Source organism: Slackia faecicanis (assembly GCF_003725295.1).
GTDB classification, from domain to species: domain Bacteria; phylum Actinomycetota; class Coriobacteriia; order Coriobacteriales; family Eggerthellaceae; genus Slackia; species Slackia faecicanis.
Window position 1 is genome coordinate 405942 of record NZ_QICB01000001.1, and the last position, 16958, is coordinate 422899.

At 65.2% G+C, this 16958-nt stretch carries 14 protein-coding genes; 6 read left to right on the forward strand and 8 right to left on the reverse strand.

Annotated features, from left to right (window positions below; genetic code table 11):
• The first annotated feature begins 35 nt into the window (after window positions 1-35).
• Window positions 36-506, forward strand: a complete 471-nt coding sequence (locus tag DMP07_RS01890; RefSeq protein ID WP_123197446.1) for a methylated-DNA--[protein]-cysteine S-methyltransferase — start codon at window positions 36-38, stop codon at window positions 504-506.
• A gap of 190 nt (window positions 507-696) precedes the next feature.
• On the forward strand, window positions 697-2058 hold the full coding sequence (locus DMP07_RS01895) for an ISL3 family transposase (RefSeq protein WP_123197447.1): 1362 nt from the start codon (window positions 697-699) through the stop codon (window positions 2056-2058).
• 100 nt (window positions 2059-2158) lie between these two features.
• Here the strand turns inward: DMP07_RS01895 and DMP07_RS01900 are convergent, their stop codons facing one another.
• The 5 genes from DMP07_RS01900 to metK form a co-directional block, all read right to left on the reverse strand.
• On the reverse strand, window positions 2159-4294 hold the full coding sequence (locus tag DMP07_RS01900; RefSeq protein WP_123197448.1) for an RsmB/NOP family class I SAM-dependent RNA methyltransferase: 2136 nt from the start codon (window positions 4292-4294) through the stop codon (window positions 2159-2161).
• 1 nt (window position 4295) lies between these two features.
• A complete protein-coding gene (gene fmt / locus DMP07_RS01905) occupies window positions 4296-5237 on the reverse strand; it encodes a methionyl-tRNA formyltransferase (protein WP_123197449.1) in 942 nt (313 codons plus the stop codon).
• A 47-nt stretch (window positions 5238-5284) separates the two neighbouring features.
• Window positions 5285-5824 (reverse strand): peptide deformylase, encoded by a 540-nt coding sequence (def, locus tag DMP07_RS01910; protein WP_123197450.1) that lies wholly within the window; start codon window positions 5822-5824, stop codon window positions 5285-5287.
• Between the two features lie 393 nt (window positions 5825-6217).
• Window positions 6218-8446: a replication restart helicase PriA gene (gene priA, locus DMP07_RS01915; RefSeq protein ID WP_123197451.1), complete on the reverse strand. Its 2229-nt coding sequence runs from the start codon at window positions 8444-8446 to the stop codon at window positions 6218-6220.
• Between the two features lie 314 nt (window positions 8447-8760).
• Window positions 8761-10026, reverse strand: a complete 1266-nt coding sequence (metK, locus tag DMP07_RS01920; protein WP_123197452.1) for a methionine adenosyltransferase — start codon at window positions 10024-10026, stop codon at window positions 8761-8763.
• Window positions 10027-10310: 284 nt separating this feature from the next.
• On the opposite strand from metK, the gene DMP07_RS01925 reads away from it, so the two are divergent.
• From DMP07_RS01925 to DMP07_RS01940, 4 genes are all read left to right on the forward strand, one after another.
• Window positions 10311-11042, forward strand: coding sequence for a lipoprotein intramolecular transacylase Lit (locus tag DMP07_RS01925; RefSeq protein ID WP_123197453.1), 732 nt, complete (start codon window positions 10311-10313; stop codon window positions 11040-11042).
• A 107-nt stretch (window positions 11043-11149) separates the two neighbouring features.
• Window positions 11150-12634: a glutamate--tRNA ligase gene (gltX, locus tag DMP07_RS01930; RefSeq protein ID WP_123197454.1), complete on the forward strand. Its 1485-nt coding sequence runs from the start codon at window positions 11150-11152 to the stop codon at window positions 12632-12634.
• Between the two features lie 123 nt (window positions 12635-12757).
• Window positions 12758-13822, forward strand: coding sequence for a 4Fe-4S dicluster domain-containing protein (locus DMP07_RS09035; protein ID WP_123197455.1), 1065 nt, complete (start codon window positions 12758-12760; stop codon window positions 13820-13822).
• Window positions 13823-14013: 191 nt separating this feature from the next.
• The gene (locus DMP07_RS01940; protein WP_123197456.1) at window positions 14014-15399 is read left to right on the forward strand and encodes an ATP-grasp domain-containing protein; all 1386 of its coding nucleotides are present in this window, start codon (window positions 14014-14016) and stop codon (window positions 15397-15399) included.
• Between the two features lie 110 nt (window positions 15400-15509).
• Here DMP07_RS01940 and DMP07_RS01945 read toward each other — a convergent pair whose 3' ends face one another.
• From DMP07_RS01945 to DMP07_RS01955, 3 genes are all read right to left on the reverse strand, one after another.
• Window positions 15510-15815 (reverse strand): hypothetical protein, encoded by a 306-nt coding sequence (locus DMP07_RS01945; protein WP_211324481.1) that lies wholly within the window; start codon window positions 15813-15815, stop codon window positions 15510-15512.
• Between the two features lie 189 nt (window positions 15816-16004).
• Window positions 16005-16340, reverse strand: a complete 336-nt coding sequence (locus DMP07_RS01950; RefSeq protein WP_123197457.1) for a Sec23/Sec24 zinc finger-containing protein — start codon at window positions 16338-16340, stop codon at window positions 16005-16007.
• A 129-nt stretch (window positions 16341-16469) separates the two neighbouring features.
• A complete protein-coding gene (locus DMP07_RS01955) occupies window positions 16470-16835 on the reverse strand; it encodes a hypothetical protein (protein ID WP_148039623.1) in 366 nt (121 codons plus the stop codon).
• Between the last annotated feature and the right edge of the window lie 123 nt (window positions 16836-16958).

The window sequence follows — 16958 nt, forward strand, 5'->3', positions numbered from 1 at the left end:
GCAAGCGCATCGCAGAACCCGGAAGAAAGGCGACTATGAACCATTTCGTCTACGCAATGCCACCGGGCAGGCTCACCATCGTCGCCAGCGATCGCGGCATCGCGCGCATCGTCTTCGGCGACATTCCCGTCGATACGCCGCGCCGTCCGAGCGCGCTCACCAACACGGCGGCCACGCAGCTCCAGGAATATTTCGCGGGCAAGCGCACCGCCTTCGACGTGCCCGTCGACCTGCAGGGAACGCCGTTCCAGCTCGAAGTGTGGAACGCCCTGCGCTCCATCCCCTACGGGCAGACCCTCACCTACGCCGACATCGCCAAAGCGATCGGCAAGCCGCGCGCGTTTCGCGCCGTGGGCATGGCCAACAACAAAAACCCCGTGCCCATCATCGTGCCGTGCCACCGCGTGATCGGCACGGGCGGCAAGCTCATGGGCTATGCGGCGGGACCGAAGATCAAACGCTACCTGCTGGAATTGGAAGGCGTCGACCCGTCCTCGCTGCATTAGCGGGCGCGCAAAGAACGCAGGCAAAGAAAAAGGGCTCTTCGGTGGTTTCTGTGGGAGAGATTCCGGCATAGGCCCAGCTCAGCGGGCGAAAACAACGATCTGGAACTGAAACGGCCCCGGGAGGGGCCGTTTCCGCGTCATCCGCCTATGATTGCTAAGCCAAATTCAGACAACCGAAGAGGTGTGACGCATGAAGAGTCTACTACTTCTCGCCCTCGGTCTGGCCCGCACGGTCGTCCTGGGCGCGCGCATCGAGGCCGAGCGCATCGTCGTGAGCGTCCGGCCCTACAAGCGCGAGCAGCGCCGCTGCCCCGTATGCGGCAGGGCCTGCGACTTCTACGACATGGCGAACCGCGGGGCCCCCAGGCTGTGGAGGGCGATGGACCTGGCGCGCTCGGCCTGCTACCTGGAGTACGCGCCCTGCAGGGTGCGCTGCCCGGAGCACGGCGTGCGCACCGAGGCCGTCCCCTGGGCGCGGCACGGGGCGCGCTTCACGCGCGACTTCGAGGACTGGGTGGCGTGGCTGGCGGTCCGCTGCACCGCCTCGGCGGTCTCCGAGCTCGCCCGCGTCGAGTGGCACAGCGTGGGCGGCGTGTGCAGGCGCGTCTACGCCGAGCTGGAGGCCGCGCGCGGCGCCTCGAGGTTCGACGGCGTGCGCCGCATCGGCATCGACGAGACGTCGTACAAGAAGGGCCACAAGTACGTCACGGTGGTCGTCGACCACGACCGCGGCTGCCTCATCTGGGCGCACGAGGGCACCGGCAAGGACGTGCTCAACCTGTTCCTCGACGAGCTCACGCGCGAGCAGAGGCGCGCCATAGAGGTGGTGACCGCCGACGGCGCGAGGTGGATAAGGCAGCTGGTCAAGCGCCGCTGCCCCAACGCGAGGTGGGTCATGGACCCCTTCCACGTGGTCCAGTGGATGAACGACGCGCTCGACGCCGTGCGCTGCGAGGAGTGGAACGCCGCCAGGGCCGCCAGGCCCAGGCCCGAGGGCAAGCGCGGCAGGCCTGCCAAAGGCGAGCTGCCGCCCGAGGAGGTCAGGGCGCTCGAGGAGGAGGCGGCCTCCATCAAGGGCAGCCGCTACGCGCTCGTGAAGAACCCCGAGGACCTCACCGACGGCCAGAGGGCGAGGCTCGAGGCGCTCAAGAAGAGGGCCGGCTCGCGGCTGGTCAGGGCCTGGGAGCTCAAGGAGGACCTGCGGGCCGTCTTCCGGGCAGCCGACGGCTCCGAGGCCGCCGAGCTGCTCGACGACTGGATGCACAGGGCCGCCTACTGCAAGATCGCCAAGGTCGTCGCCGTGGAGAAGAAGGTGCGCCGCCGGCGCGACGACATCATCGCCGCAGTCGAGCTCGGCATCAGCAACGGGCGCGTAGAGGCCATCAACAACAAGATCAAGGTGACGGTGAGGATGGGCTACGGCTTCCGCAACACCGACAACCTCGTGGCCCTGCTCATGCTCAGGTGCGGCGACTGCCAGCCCCAGCTCCCGGGTCGCCCGGTGAAGGCGAGGAAGAAGGGCGTGAAGGGAGCGAAGAGCGTTGCTGCCTAGGCTAGCCCCTTGTCACACAAACTACCGAAGCCTCAGAAAAAGCCGGAAAGGACGCATCCTTTCCGGCTTTCTTTCGTTATGAATCCGGCCGCGAGGGCTTTTAGCGGACGCGCTTCATGCGCACCGCGTAGTGGGCGTCGGCGCCCGAAGCGCTCAGCGTGGTGGCGATCGTCTCTTCGATTTCGAACGCCTCGCCGAACTTCGTGCGGCGGAAACGGTCGACCACCTGGGAGTTCTCGGCTTCGAACACCGTGCAGGTGGCATACGTCAGCGTGCCGCCCGGCTTGACCATCTTGGCCGCCTCGGCAAGCAGGTCGTATTCGATCGCGGCCATTTCCTCGATCTGCTCGGCCGTCAGGCGCCAGCGGATCTCGGGGTGACGGCGCATGGTGCCCGCGCCCGAGCAAGGAGCGTCCACCAAAACGGCATCGAAGGATGCCTCGGGAAGCTTCTCGGACAGCTTGCGAGCGTCGGCCGTCAGCGGACGCACCGACTGGATGCCGTAGGCCGCCGCGCGCTTGGCCAAAAGCTCGCCCTTGAACGCATGGTCGTCGACCGACACCATGGGAACGGTGCGGCCGAACCTGCGCACCGCGTTGCCCTGCACCAGGATGGTCTTGGTGCCGCGGCCCGCGCCGATTTCCAGGAACGCCTCCACGTCGCCTTCGGGGCACGCCAGAGCCGCGATGGCCTGGGCGGACTCGTCGGACACGCAGACGCTGCCGTTTTCGAACAGCGCGCGCACCGCGGGCTTGCGCAGCACGCGGGCGTCTTTCACCAGATAACATCCGGGAACCGTGGCGGAAGGCTCCATCAGGCTGCCCGCCTGGTCGAACACCTCCACGACCTCGGCCTCGTCGGCCTTGATCGGGTTCACGGCGATGAACACCGGCGCGTCGGCGTTGCTGGCGCGCATGAAATCGGTGGCCTGCTTGAGGCCCATCTCGTTCATGAGGCGTTTGGCGAACCACAGCGGGAACGCCTGAGAGCGGGCGAGCACCTGAAGGCTCAGGTCGGGGTTGCCGTAAGGGAACTTCTTCGCGCTCGTGGACATCTTGCGCAGCACGGAGTTGGCCAGGCCCGATGCCTTGGGCTGGACCGAACGCACCAGCTCGACGCCCTGGTCGACCGCCGCGTAGGCGTCCTTGCCCAGGAACAGCAGCTCATAGGCGCTCACGCGCAACGCGTCGCGCACGTCGTCCTGGATGTCTTCGGGCGAACGCAGGTTGCGGTCGATGAATTCGTCGAGCGTGCCGAGCGTCGAGGTGACGCCGCGGGCGATCTTGGTGGCGAACGCCGCGTCCTCGGGCGAGATGCCCTCGTGCTTGGCGATGACCGAAGGGGTCACTTCGGAGACGAAGGCCTCGCGCTCGCGCACGATACGGCCGATTTCGCACGCCGCCGCACGGCCCGGCGAAAGCTTGACGGGCTGGGGACGGCCGCCGCGACCGCCGCGGGGACCGCCGTCGCGCGAACCGCGGCGGGCATCGCCCTGATGGCGGTCGTCGCGGCGGGGACGCTGCCCGCGATCGTCGCGCGCGGAACGGGCGTCGTGCTCGACCGCGGGAGCGGGCGCGGGGGCGCCGAAGCGCGAGGATGCGCGCGGGCTGGTCATCGCGACGGAACGCTCGGGCACGGCCGGCGTCTGCGTGCGATGCTCGTCGTCGCGGCGCTCGAAACGGCGGTCGTCGCGACGATCGTCGCGACGGTCGAACTTCTTCGGGCCGTCGTATTTCTTGCCATCGAACCTCTTCGGGCCGCGCTGGCCGCCGCGTGCGCCGTCCTTGGAGCCGCGATAGCCGCCCTGGCGCTTGTCGCCGAAGGACTTGTCGCCCAGCTTGCCGCGGTAGCCGCCCTGACGGTCGGATTTCGGGCCGTCGAACTTCTTATACGGCTTGCCGCCGCGCGAATCGCCGTCGCGGAAGTCGCGGTCGTCGCGACGTCCGTTGTACGAAGGCTTGCCGGAACCGTACGGCTTGCCCTCGCCCGGCTTGCCGCCGCGGTATCCGCCGCCGTTCGGCTTGCCGCCGCGGTAGCCGCCTTCGCCGGGCTTTCCGCCGCGGTAGCCGCCGCGCGAATCGCCCGAAGGCTTCTTGCCGTCGTATTTCTTGTAGCCGCCGGAAGAACGTCCGTCACGGCCGCCCGCAGGCCTGCCTGCGCCGCCGCGACGGGGGCCGCCGCCGTTGCCGCCGCGTCCCGCTGCTCCTCGATACCCGCCTTGATGCTGGTCGGTCATATTAGATACGCTCCCATACCATAGTGCCTGATTTGATATTCTGCACGCCGCTGGCGAATGCCGCCGCGTTCATTTCCTTCTTGCCGTCCGGCTTCACCGTGACGATTTCCAGCGCGCCGTCCGCACATCCGACGAACAGGCGCTTGGCGCGAAACGCGACCGCGCCAGGGGCCGCAAGGGCCTCGCCCTCGCCGTCCTGAGGACGCTCGACCTCGAGGACCGTGACGTTTTTGCCCGCGATCGCGCAGCGGCACGGATGCGCCGCGCCCGACGCGCGCACGCGGCGCAGGTTGACGTCTACCGTGTCGGCGGGGTCGATGTTGAGCTCGCCCTTGCCGATCTTTTCGGCGTACGTGGCCTCGGCGTCGTCTTGCACCGTCCAGCGCACCGCGCCCTCTTCGATCGCGTACAGCGCCGAAAGCAGCGCGCGGGCGCCCAGGTCGGCCAGCTCGTCGGTCAGCGCGGCGCAGTTCATGTCGCCGATTTCGCACGACCTGCTGACGCAGTAGTCGCCCGTGTCGAGGCCCGCTTCCATGCGCATGATGCACACGCCGGCCTCGCGCTCGCCCGCCAGGATCGCGCGCTCGATCGGAGCGGCGCCGCGATACTTCGGCAGAAGCGAGGCATGCACGTTCAGGCAGCCGTGCTCGGGAATGTCGAGCACCTCCTGGGGCAAGATCTTGCCGTAGGCCGCGACGCAGATGGCGTCGGGCTTAAAGCCGCGCAGACGGGCCAGTTCGTCTTCGTCGCGCAGCGTGCGCGGCTCGAACACGGGGATGCCCGCCTCGAGCGCGACCTTTTTGACGGGCGAAGGCTCGAGCGTCTTGCCGCGGCCGCGCACGGCGTCGGGGCGCGTGTAGACGGCCGCGATGTCGTGCTGTTCTTTCAGTTCACGAAGGATATTCGCCGCGAAATCGGGCGTTCCCATGAAAACGATACGCATGCGCATCACCTTTCCGGCCTGATGCGAAATCAGCGCCGACTCGACTGCTAGATGCGGGTCTCACCCGGCTTGGCGCCTGCGGCCTTGGCTTCCTCGTAATCGTGCAGCGCCTGGATGCGCGCGGAAAGGTCGCAGGATTCGAAGAGGGTCTTGCCGTCGAGGTGGTCGATCTCATGCTGCAGGCAGCGGCCCAACAGGCCGTCGCCTTCGATCATCCATTCTTCGCCGTCGAGGTCGAGATAGCGCACGACGGCGTATTCTTTGCGACGGATAGGCACCGAGATGCCGGGGCACGAAAGGCAGCCTTCCTCGTCGACCACTTCGCGGCCGCGGGTTTCCACCAGCACCGGGTTCACCATGACGATGGGATTCTGCTCGCCGTCTTCCTGGTCACAGTCCACCACGATGATGCGCTTGAGCACGCCGACCTGAGGGGCCGCAAGGCCGCAGCCGTTGTTCTTATACATGGTTTTCGCCATCTGGCGAGCAAGCTTCTTGAGCGTTTTGTCGTTGGGGTCGCACATCTCGCACACCTGGCGCAGCGTGGCGTCGGGGTACGTGACCACCTTGAGCGTATCGAATGCCATGATTCAAACCTCTATCCGTATTGTCAAACCGCAATTTTTCAGCCGCGAGTATACCGGAAAGCGCGCCGCGCCATGCCCGCTTGCGGCCCCATCAGGGGCCGGGCGGGTCGCAAAAGCGAAATTGCTCCACACAACGGCGCGCGAGACGCCGCAGGCGGCGCGCGGGCGGCGGACGTGCGATGCGCGCCGGAAGCTCGCCGACGCCCGAGACGAAACGTCGCGGGCCGCACACGGGGGGCGCCGAAGATGCGCAAGCGTCCGGGCCGACGCGCCGCAAGCCGCTCGCCGACGGCGCACGAGACGGCATCGCGAACTCGCCGACGCCCCGCGGCGAAACGCCGCGGGGCCCACATCGTGCAGCCGCGAGCGTTCGCCGCTCGCGGCGCGGCGGCCCTACAGCAGGCTGAGGGGGTCGACGTCGCAGGCCACGTTGACGCGCTTGTGCGCGCGCCTTCCTCTAATCGTAGGCGCGATGGCCGCGGCGATATCAGCATCGGCGGGCGCCTTGATCAGAATGTGCCAGCGGTGGCTGCCGCGCAGCTTGTCGATCGCGCAGGGCGCGGCGCCGAGGCTCGTCCAGCCATCGCCCGCCACGTCGCGGATCATTTTCTCGATGCGCGCGGACAGGGCTATGGCCACCTCGCGGACTTCTTCCGCCTTATCGCCCCACACCAATATATTGACCAGGCGCACATAGGGCGGATAGCCCAAAAGCTTGCGCTTGGGCAGCTCATCGGCCAGAAAACGCCTGCGGTCGTAGGCGGCGGCGGCCTGGATGGCGCAGCTTTCGGGCATGTAGGTCTGCACGAGCACGCGCCCCTCGAACGCGCCGCGGCCCGCGCGGCCCGCCACCTGCTCGATCAAATCGAACGTGCGCTCGGCGCTGCGGAAGTCGGGCAGGCGCAGCTGGGTGTCGGCGTCAATCACGCCGACCAGCACCACGTCGTCGAAATCAAGGCCCTTCGCGATCATCTGCGTGCCCAGAAGCACCGCCGCGCCCGGACGCGCGAACTCGTCGAGCAGGCGGGCGTGGGCGTCGCGCGTGGCGGTGGTGTCTGCATCCATGCGCACGATGCGCACCTCGGGGCGCTCGGCCAAAAGCTTGCGCAACTCGGCTTCGACGCGCTGGGTGCCGGCGCCGAACTTCTTCAAATACGGGCTGCCGCACGCGGGACACACCGGCGGCGCGGGCATGCGGCGGCCGCAATGGTGGCACGCCAGCATGTTGCCGCGCTCGTGATAGGTCAACGACACCGAACACGTGGGGCATTCGGGCACGAAGCCGCAATCGCGGCAGAGCACGAAGCTCGCAAAGCCGCGTTGGTTGAGCAGCAGCACCGCCTTGCGGCCGGCATCCAAGGCGGCGTGCAGGTCGGCCACCAGCTCACGCGCGAACATCGAACGCGACCCGCTGCCGAACTCGCGCGCCATGTCGATCACGCGCACCTCGGGCATGGGACGCCCGTTGGCGCGCTCGGGAAGCGCGACGCGATGCCAGGACGGGTCGGTCTTGCAACGGCACAACGTTTCGATCGACGGCGTGGCGCTGCCCAGCACCAACGCGGCGCCGTGGCGCTTCGCCATCCAGGCGGCCACGTCGCGCGCATGGTAGCGCGGGGCGCTTTTCTGCTTGTAGGTGCTTTCGTGCTCTTCGTCGATCACGATGACGCCCAGCGACGGCACGGGACAGAACAGGGCGCTGCGCGCGCCCACCACGACGCGTTTCTCGCCGCGGCGCACGGCCTCCCACTGGTCGAAGCGCTCGGCCTGCGTCATGCGGGAATGCATGACGGCCACCGTGGCGCCGAAGCGGCTTTCGAAGCGCGAGACCGTCTGCGGCGTGAGGGCGATTTCAGGCACGAGCACGATGGCGCCGCGCCCCAGCTCGAGGCTGCGGCGAATGGCGCGCAGATACACCTCGGTCTTGCCCGAGCCCGTCACGCCGTCGATCACCGCCACGTCGCCGCAGCCGCGTTCCACGCAGGAGCGCACGGCGTCGAACGCGCGGCGCTGCCCCTCGGTGAGCTCGAGGATCTCCAGCTCGCAAGCGCGGCGGGCGAGCTCCACATCGGTCGCGGGCGGCGTATCCGCTTCGCAGCCTTTCGGCTTACGACGGCGCGCGGGCTTTTGCAGTTCCCAGCCGTCTTCGCGCTTGACCACCTTGGGCGTGCGGCCCGCAGGAGTCAGCAGATGCACGCACGAACTCAAAGGCGCCAGGTAGGTATGGGCGATGTATTCGATGAGCGCCGCGCCGTCTTCGTCGAAATACGGGGCGGAAAGAACGGCCAGGACGGCCTTGAGCTCGGCTTTCTTTTCTTGCGGCGCGGGTTCGCCGCGCAAGTCGTCCACGAAGCACATGCGGCCGGGCACCGATGCGGGCGCATCGGGCGCGCTGCCCGAGCCGCCGAACCCGAACGACGGAGCACCCGCCTCGGGGCCGTCTGAAAACGCGGCGACGCTGCCCTCTTCGGCCACGACATAGCCCACCGCGCGGCGGCGGCCGAATTCCACCAGCACGGCGCAGCCCACCTGCACGCCGTCCATATCGTCGGGAACGGCGTAGGTGTAGGCGGCGTCGAGCGCCTGGGTTTGAATGTCGAGCACCACCGAAACGGTTCGCATGCGCCCCGCAGCTCCTTTCCTTCGCCGCCGCCGTCGCGATTCAAGCGATTTCTGCATGATAAATGCAGTTGACGGTCTTTTATCGGCCGAATTCGCGCCGGCCGCCCGCTGCGCTTCGGCAAAACGCCTGGTCGCGCAAATCGTAAACGGCGGGCGCAATAGCAGCACACCGTTTTCGACCCCGCAAAAGACCGCCAACTGCAAAAAACGTACAAAACAAAGGCGTCCTCCGACGCGACCGTCGAAGAACGCCTTGAAACTCTTGCGTGGAAACGGGCGCGCACGCCGCTTCGGCGATGCGCGGTTCGCCCTTCCTACAGGCCGCAGGCCGCGCGCAGGGCGTCGGCGCGGTCGGTGCGCTCCCAGGTGAACTCGGGAAGCTCGCGGCCGAAATGACCGTAGTTGCTGGTCAGGCGATAGATCGGGCGGCGCAGGTCGAGCGCGTCGATGATCGCGCCCGGACGCAGGTCGAACACTTCTTCGACCGCGCGCTCGATGTCTTCGATGGCCACCTTGTTGGTGCCGAAGGTCTCCACCAGAACCGACACGGGATGCGCCATGCCGATGGCGTAGGCGATCTGAACCTCGCAGCGGTCGGCCAGGCCCGCGGCCACGACGTTTTTGGCAACCCAGCGCGCGGCGTAGGCGCCGGAGCGGTCGACCTTCGTGCAGTCCTTGCCGGAGAAGGCGCCGCCGCCGTGACGGCCCATGCCGCCGTAGGTGTCGACGATGATCTTGCGGCCGGTAAGGCCCGCGTCGCCCATGGGGCCGCCCACGACGAAGCGGCCGGTGGGGTTGATGTGGATGCCCGCGTTTTCGTCAAGCACCACGCCCTCGGCGGCCATGACGGGCTTGATCACCTGCTCGACCACATCGCGGCGAAGCGTGTCGTTGTCGATGTCTTCGGAGTGCTGCGTGGAGACGACCACCGTTTCCACTGCGGCGGGAACGCCGTTTTCATAGCGCACGGACACCTGGGTCTTGCCGTCGGGACGCAGGTACGGCAGGGTCTTGTTCTTGCGGACCTCGGTCAGGCGCTCGGACAGACGATGCGCCAGATAGATCGGCATGGGCATGAGCGTGGACGTTTCGTTGCACGCATAGCCGAACATCATGCCCTGGTCGCCCGCGCCGATGCTCTCGTAAGGATCGGCTTCCACGTCGGCGCCGTGCTGGGCCTCCCAAGACTCGTCGACGCCCTGGGCGATGTCGGGGCTCTGCTCGTGGATCGCGTTCATCACGCCGCAGGTGCTGGCATCGAAGCCGTATTTGGCGCGGTCGTATCCGATGTCGGACAGCACGCCGCGCACGATTTCCTGCACGTCCACGTAAGCCTGCGTGCGGATTTCGCCCGCCACGACCACCATGCCGGTGGTGACGAGCGTCTCGCATGCGCAACGCAGCTGGGTCGGGTCGGCGGGCTGGCCGGACGGCGCGATGTAGCCTTCCTCGGCCAGCGCGATTTCCTTGGAAAGGATGGCGTCGAGGATGGCGTCGGAGATCTGGTCGCAGATCTTGTCGGGATGGCCTTCGGTCACGGACTCGGACGTGAAGACGTAGCTGGAATGGGTATCGGTCACGATTCCTCCTTCATCGCTGTTGGCAGGACCACCTTGGCTGACGCGCCAGGTTGGTGTCGGGATCGGCAAGCCAACCCTCTCCCCCGACTCTGGATAAACGGCTGTTACAAAAATAGGGTGCGGCGCGTACGCCACAGCCCTCAAACCATGAAAGAATAGCGCGAAAGCATGCCGTCGGCAACAGGCAACGCGCCTTCCACGAAATCGCCGCATCGAGAGCCAAGGCGCGGGCGGAGGGCGCGCATGCGGCATAATAGGCGCACGAAATCGAACAGGAGGATTCCTTGAAAACGCTGAACATGATCGCCCGCGTCGTGGCCACGGCCACGCTTGCCGTGCTGCTGGCCGCCGCGGGGCTTTTCGCGTGCTGCGCGCGCCCCACCACCCTCTTCCTCGCGCAGGCCACGAGCAACGACGCCGACTCGCCTTACGGCAAAGAGGCCCTCGTGGGGCTCGCCGCGCTCACGCGCGACTACACGGTGGACGGAGCCGACCGCGCCGCCACGCTCGATACGATCGCGCAGGCGGCATCCGACGTCTCGCCCGCCGTGGCCCAAAGCGCCGACAAAGCCGCGGCGCTTCAAAAGCTAGGCGAGCGCTACACCCTGACCGATGACGCGCTCGACCACCTGGACGACGTCTACAACGTGCTGGTCGGCATACGCTGGGCGCTCGCGGCCGTGGCCGCGGCCTGCATCGCGGCGGCCGCCCACGTATATGTACACTGCGGCAAAAAGGAGTTCGGCGCCGTGCTGTGCCACGCCGCGATCGCGGTGGCGGCCGCGTTCGCCGTGATGGCCGCCTGGGTCGTCGTGGATTTCGACGGGTTTTTCGCGGCGTTCCATTCGCTATTCTTCGCCGACGGAACCTGGACGTTCGCGTGGAACTCGCTTCTCATCTGCATGTATCCGCCCGCCTTCTGGATGGGCATGGGCGCCGTGTGGCTGGCCGTCACGGTTGCGGCCTGCGCCGTTTGCTTTATCATAGGGAGGTTGCTGCGCAAGCGCTTCGCATAGCGGCGCGCGCACGACCGAACCCACGTTTCGCACCCGTGCGGACCAGGCGCCCTCGCGCCCCGCACGTCGACCGCATATCTTCTCGCATCAGAAGAAAGGAACTCGGCATGACCGACACCGTACGCGTCCGCTTCGCGCCTTCGCCCACCGGCAAGCTGCACATCGGCGGCGCCCGCACCGCCATCTACAACTGGGCGTTCGCCCGCGCCATGGGCGGCAAGTTCATCCTGCGCATCGAGGACACCGACCCCGAGCGCTCCACCGAGGAGAACACGCAGATCATCTTGCGCGCCATGCGCTGGCTCGGCCTTGATTGGGACGAAGGTCCCGAGGTCGGCGGCGAATACGGCCCGTACAAGCAGACCGAGCGCTTCGACACCTACACCGCCGCGCTGGAAACGCTGAAGGAGCGCGGCGCCGTGTATCCGTGCTTCTGCACCAAGGAGGAGCTGGACGCCAAGCGCGAGGCCGCCGAGAAAAGCGAAGGCGGCTATGCGGGCTACGACCGCACCTGCCGCAACATGCCCGCCGAAGAGGCCCAGGCCCGCATCGAGGCCGGCGAGCCGCACGTGTGGCGCCTGAAGGTTCCCGAGAACCACGGCCCGATCGAATTCGACGACGCGGTGTACGGCCACATGAGCTTCCCCGCCGAGGTCATGGACGACATGATCTTGGTGCGCACCGACGGCACCCCCACCTATAACTTCGCCGTGGTGTGCGACGACGCCAACATGAAGATCACCCACGTGGTGCGCGGCGACGACCACCTGTCCAACACCCCGCGCCAGATCCTGATCTACGAGGCGCTGGGCCTGCCCGCGCCCACCTTCGCGCACCTGTCCATGATTCTGGGCGGCGACGGCAAGAAGCTGTCCAAGCGCCACGGCGCCACGAGCGTCGAGGAATACGCCGAGCGCGGCTACCTGCCCGACACCATGGTGAACTTCCTGGCGCTTCTGGGCTGGAGCCTGGACGGCGAAACCACCATCATCGACCGCGCCACGCTGTGCGAGAAGTTCGGCCTGGACCGCATCACCAAGAAAGACGCCGTGTTCGACGAGACCAAGCTGGACTGGATGAACGGCCAGTACATCAAGGCCATGGACGCGAACGAATGGGTGGAGGCCTCCCGCCCCTGGCTGATCGAAGCCGGCGCCACCGCCGAAGATATCGACGCGCGCCCCGAATGGTACGCCGCGCTGTATCCGCTGCTGGCCGAGCGCGAGACGCACCTGACCGACGCCGCCGAGAAGCTGCCCTATATGTTCTGGGGCGCCAACGTCACGCTCGACGAGAAGAGCGTCAACAAGGTGCTGAAGAAGGAAGGCGCCCGCGCCGACGAGGCCCTGCGCGCATGCCGCGACATCCTGGCCGACGAAAGCCGCGCCTGGGAATGCGACGCGCTGCAGGAGGCCTGCCGCGCGCTGTGCGAGCCCATGGACATCAAGCCGAAGAACATGTTCCAGCCTTTGCGCGTGGCCGTGTGCGGCAACATGGTTTCGCCGCCGCTGTTCGAGAGCATCGAGCTTCTTGACCGCGCCGACGTGATCGCCCGCATCGACTCCGTTCTGGCCGAGGTGTTTTCCGCTTAACGCGGCGCCTCGCCCGCCCCGCCGCGGCCCGAGCTGCGGCGGGGCTTTTCATTTCCCGCAGGCGTCGCGCCGCTTGAAGCGCCGGCGCCCGAACCCGACACGCATCCGATAAGGAACCGCCTCATGAAGATGATCACCGTCGATACGCATTGCGTGCGCCCGCACGGCGCGTCCTGCGAGCGCTGCCGCATAGCCTGCCCCGCCTCTGCCATTTCGTTCGACGCCGAAACCGGCCTGCCTGCGATCGACGAGCAGGCCTGCACGCAGTGCGGCGTGTGCATGGGCGTCTGCGACGCGTTCACGTCGTCGACCACCACCACGCTGCGCCTGTACGAGCATCTGCGACGCGTGGCCATGCGCGGCGAAATAGTGTATCTGACCTGCAAAGAGAACGTTTTTCCCGGGTTCACGCCCACCAAAAACGTCACGGTGCTGCCATGTCTGGCGTGCATGCCGCCCGAGCTGTGGGCGCTGCTGCTGGCGCAAAACGCGCCCCTGTGCATAGCCTGCGACCTGAAATACTGCGACGATTGCCCGCGCGCGGCCGGCCGCGGCGAGCTGCTGTTCACCCGCGCGGTGGAAATGGCCGAGGCCTGGAGCGGCGGGGCCGTGCGCTTCGACCGCGAAATCCCCGAGCTCGAAGAAGACGCCGCCTCGATCGCGCGCGACGAATTCGGCCGCCGCGAGGCGTTCGACAGCGCGAAAAACGACGCGATCGACATTCTTTCCGGCAAGCGCCGCCTGAAGAACTCGGACACGCTCAAAGACGTGTACCGCAAGAAGGAACGCAAGCGCATGCAGGACATGCTGAACCTGACCGAAGGCGACGTAATCAACGAGTTCGCCGAAAACGGCCGCAGCAGGCGCACCATGCAGCCGCGCCGCCGTATGCTGCTGGAAACGATCGTGGCCAAGCCCGAAGCGGCCGCGGGCATCGACGTCACGGTGAGCGCCACGAACCACGCCACCTGCGTGGAGTGCCTGGACTGCACGAAGGCGTGCCCCACGGGCGCACGCATGGCCGACCCCGAAAACGGCAGCCTGGCCTATGACGCGCGCTACTGCATAGGCTGCGGCGCATGCGTGGCGGCCTGCCCCACGGCGTCGATCGAGCTCGTGGGCGCGAGCCTGGCCGAGCTTCTGCCCGAAGGCCCGGGCGTCGCGGCCAAAGAACCCGCCGTTTCGTAGCGCCGAACCTTTCGCGCTTCGCCGCCGCACGGCCGAAGGCCCCGCCGCACGCAACCCGCAACGCGGCCGCACACCTTCGCCGCCGCGCACCCTGCGGCGCGGCGCAGACAGATCGCGCATCGCGCCCTACGCCTGCGGCCGGCAAAGCCCGGGCGCAAGGCGGACCCCGACCCCTCCAGAGAGGAGCAGCCATGACCCTCAACAAAGCCTACACCGACGAGTACCTGGCGCACGTGGACGCCCTTCAGGGCGACGCGGCCGGCAAGCGCGCCGCGCGCGAGCACATGGAGCACTCCACGGCGATCTATCACGGCACCGTGGTGAACTCGTCGTACGTGCCGCGCTTCTTCGACCAGGAAACCTACGACTACTTCAAGAACGCCTCGGAAACCACCCACCGCATTCTGGTGAAGGTGATGAACGAGTATCTGAACAACCCCGCATACCGCCACGTCTACGACATGGACGAGCGCCTGGTGGATCTGATCTTGCTGCCGCGCGATTACGACGCGGTGCTGCCCTTCGCCCGCGTGGACATGTTCCTGGACGAAGACGCCATGACGGCGAAGTTCTGCGAGTTCAACGCCGACGGCTCCAGCGGCATGAACGAGAACCGCGAAATCACGGCCGGCATGCAGAACTGCCCCGCCTACCAGGCCTTCGCGCGCGAGCACAGCCTGACCACGTGCGATGCGGCGCTCTTCGGCGGCTGGGTGGACGAGTTCCTCTCAATCTATGACACCTATGCGTTCAAGGTGGAGCGCCCGCACATCGCCATTGTGGACTTTTTGGAAAACGCCATTACTGAGGAGTTCAAAATCTTCGCGAAGCTGTTCGCCGAGCGTGGCGTGGAATGCTCGGTCTACGATGTGCGCGACCTGGCCTTCGAAGACGGCCGCCTGATCGGTCGCAAAGCGTTCTACGGCCGTGACGACGCGCCGATCGATGCAATCTGGCGCCGCAGCGTGACCAACGACATCATCGACAACTGGGAGGCGTCGCAGCCGCTAATCGAAGCCGTGCGCGCCCGCAAGGTGGCGCTGATCGGCAGCTTCACCGGCCATCTGGTGCACGACAAGCAAATCTTCCAGGTGCTGTTCAAGCCCGAGACCAAGGCGCTTCTGACCGACGAAGAAAACGCCTTCGTGGAAGCCACCGTGCCATTCACGGCATTCCTGACCAGCGACGAAGTGGACCTTGATGCCGTGAAGCGCGAGCGTGCGGCATGGATCATCAAGCCCGTGGATGCATACGGCAGCAAAGACGTGTATGCGGGCCTCGATTTCTCGGACGAGGAATGGGCGCAAATCATCGACAAGTACGCAAACGGCGCGGCAGGCGCACCGTTCATCGTGCAGCACTACTGCACCCCGCACCGCACGCAGGCCATTCCCCTGCGCGGCGAAGAGGCCGACTACACGGCCGAGGCGCAGCCCTACACCAACCTGTCGGGCCTGTATCTGTACAACGGCCGCTTCACCGGCGTGTTCAGCCGCCTGGGGCCCGAGCCCGTCATTTCGAAAAAGACCGGCGGCATCACCGCCGCCACGATTTGGGTGGATGCGACGGTCGAATAAGACTTCGAATATGACTTGCAACATGTAGCACCGTTTTAGGAAACGCCAGGGAAATCTCCCTGGCGTTTCTCTTTCACTGAGACGTTTCCGTGCGGCAGCTAACTCATCCATCACCGATATATATCCACAAACTTCTCGAAAAATGCCAATTCATCATCGAAATCTTCAATATCCGCATCAATAAACCGTTTCAAATCAGCCTTCATCCGTTCGAGCAAATCAAACGAGTCCTCCTGATTCGAAAACGTGGCATGGACCATACCGCCATATACTCCGCACGTTATCGCATCATATTTTTCGCAACGTTCTCTCGTTATGCGACATTGGCCTTTGTATTCCTCGTCGTCCAAAACAACGCCACCCTCAGAGCCAACGACTCCAGAATTCAGAATGCTCATCCAGTCGGTTTCAGTCATCTTGCACATAACGTCTCTCATCAAATGCTAGAATTTCATCTACATATCACATAGCCACACAATAAAACACCTAAATAAAACCTCCAGACGCAATCGTATCGCCATTTGCCGAATCTGAAATTGCCATTCCGATGGTCGACTGACGGTCCAAACGATCGATGCCGTATACACGCCATCGCACTTCGCGGCTCACGGGGTGGTAACACCCGCATTCAATGGACGCTGATCATCGTTAGGGTCCATGCCTAATTCCCAAAGGTCTTCCTCTTCTTCACGTCTCCGCTTTTCTTCATCAAGATATCCTTGATGGCTTCCGATGTAACCGTCATCCTCATCATCGACGTCGATAACGTTACCAAGACTGACATCATTATCTTCCCCGCAAGCAGCACACTCCCAGCTACCACCGCTAACCGTGAAACCTGGCTGATCGTTCATGTACGCCCCACAATTGTCGCAATACCAATCGCACCCACCGTCATCCCCCGACGAAATGACGTCCAAAATTGCATCGAGAAGCCCCATTGCTTCCCTTCTTATCTGTAAAATACTTACGATTCAATGCGACTCTTGATTACATTCTAGACAACGAAAATCACGCGAGCGCGCAACATCAGGAACACCGCCAAGCAGCCACCCCATCCCTTAAATAATTCACAGTCTAGAAAACGAATCTTTGATCACCTTCGACATCGGAACACGCCTTTCCTTCAGGAAATCCAGATAATCCATTTCCCCGAATCCGAGCGGAATGGCGTTCTCCTCGCAAGTAAAGCGACATGCCTCGTCCCCTAAAGCATCCTTAAACTTTTTCACATACACTCTCGGGTCATCATCGCTGATATAGATATTCTTTTGATAGTCCACACACATGAAGTTCGCCCTGCTGCCTTTCGTATGTCCATAAGGCTCACCCTTCAGGAAATTCGTCGGGAAAAGACGATGCTTGTCGTAGGCTTTTTTCGTACCGCCGCTCGCGGGAAGCAAAAGCTGCGCAATTGTGCCCGTGCCGAAAAGCACGCACGACCCCATAACGCCCCGCGCTGCAAGAAATCCGTTTCATACAGGATCTCTCGCAAAACAACGGCTTAGCCATATTTCACCTCTCTGCGCAAATGGAGCGGCGCGCATGCGGTACCCCAT

Bases quoted from the DNA above. Each gene is read 5' to 3' on its own strand.
- DMP07_RS09035 (WP_123197455.1), top strand. From the start codon at position 12,758: ATGAAGATGATCACCGTCGATACGCATTGCGTGCGCCCGCACGGCGCG.
- DMP07_RS01945 (WP_211324481.1), bottom strand. From the start codon at position 15,815: ATGACTGAAACCGACTGGATGAGCATTCTGAATTCTGGAGTCGTTGGC.
- priA (WP_123197451.1), bottom strand. From the start codon at position 8,446: ATGCGAACCGTTTCGGTGGTGCTCGACATTCAAACCCAGGCGCTCGAC.
- DMP07_RS01900 (WP_123197448.1), bottom strand. From the start codon at position 4,294: ATGACCGACCAGCATCAAGGCGGGTATCGAGGAGCAGCGGGACGCGGC.
- DMP07_RS01950 (WP_123197457.1), bottom strand. From the start codon at position 16,340: ATGGGGCTTCTCGATGCAATTTTGGACGTCATTTCGTCGGGGGATGAC.
- DMP07_RS01895 (WP_123197447.1), top strand. From the start codon at position 697: ATGAAGAGTCTACTACTTCTCGCCCTCGGTCTGGCCCGCACGGTCGTC.
- DMP07_RS01940 (WP_123197456.1), top strand. From the start codon at position 14,014: ATGACCCTCAACAAAGCCTACACCGACGAGTACCTGGCGCACGTGGAC.
- DMP07_RS01890 (WP_123197446.1), top strand. From the start codon at position 36: ATGAACCATTTCGTCTACGCAATGCCACCGGGCAGGCTCACCATCGTC.
- gltX (WP_123197454.1), top strand. From the start codon at position 11,150: ATGACCGACACCGTACGCGTCCGCTTCGCGCCTTCGCCCACCGGCAAG.
- fmt (WP_123197449.1), bottom strand. From the start codon at position 5,237: ATGCGTATCGTTTTCATGGGAACGCCCGATTTCGCGGCGAATATCCTT.
- def (WP_123197450.1), bottom strand. From the start codon at position 5,824: ATGGCATTCGATACGCTCAAGGTGGTCACGTACCCCGACGCCACGCTG.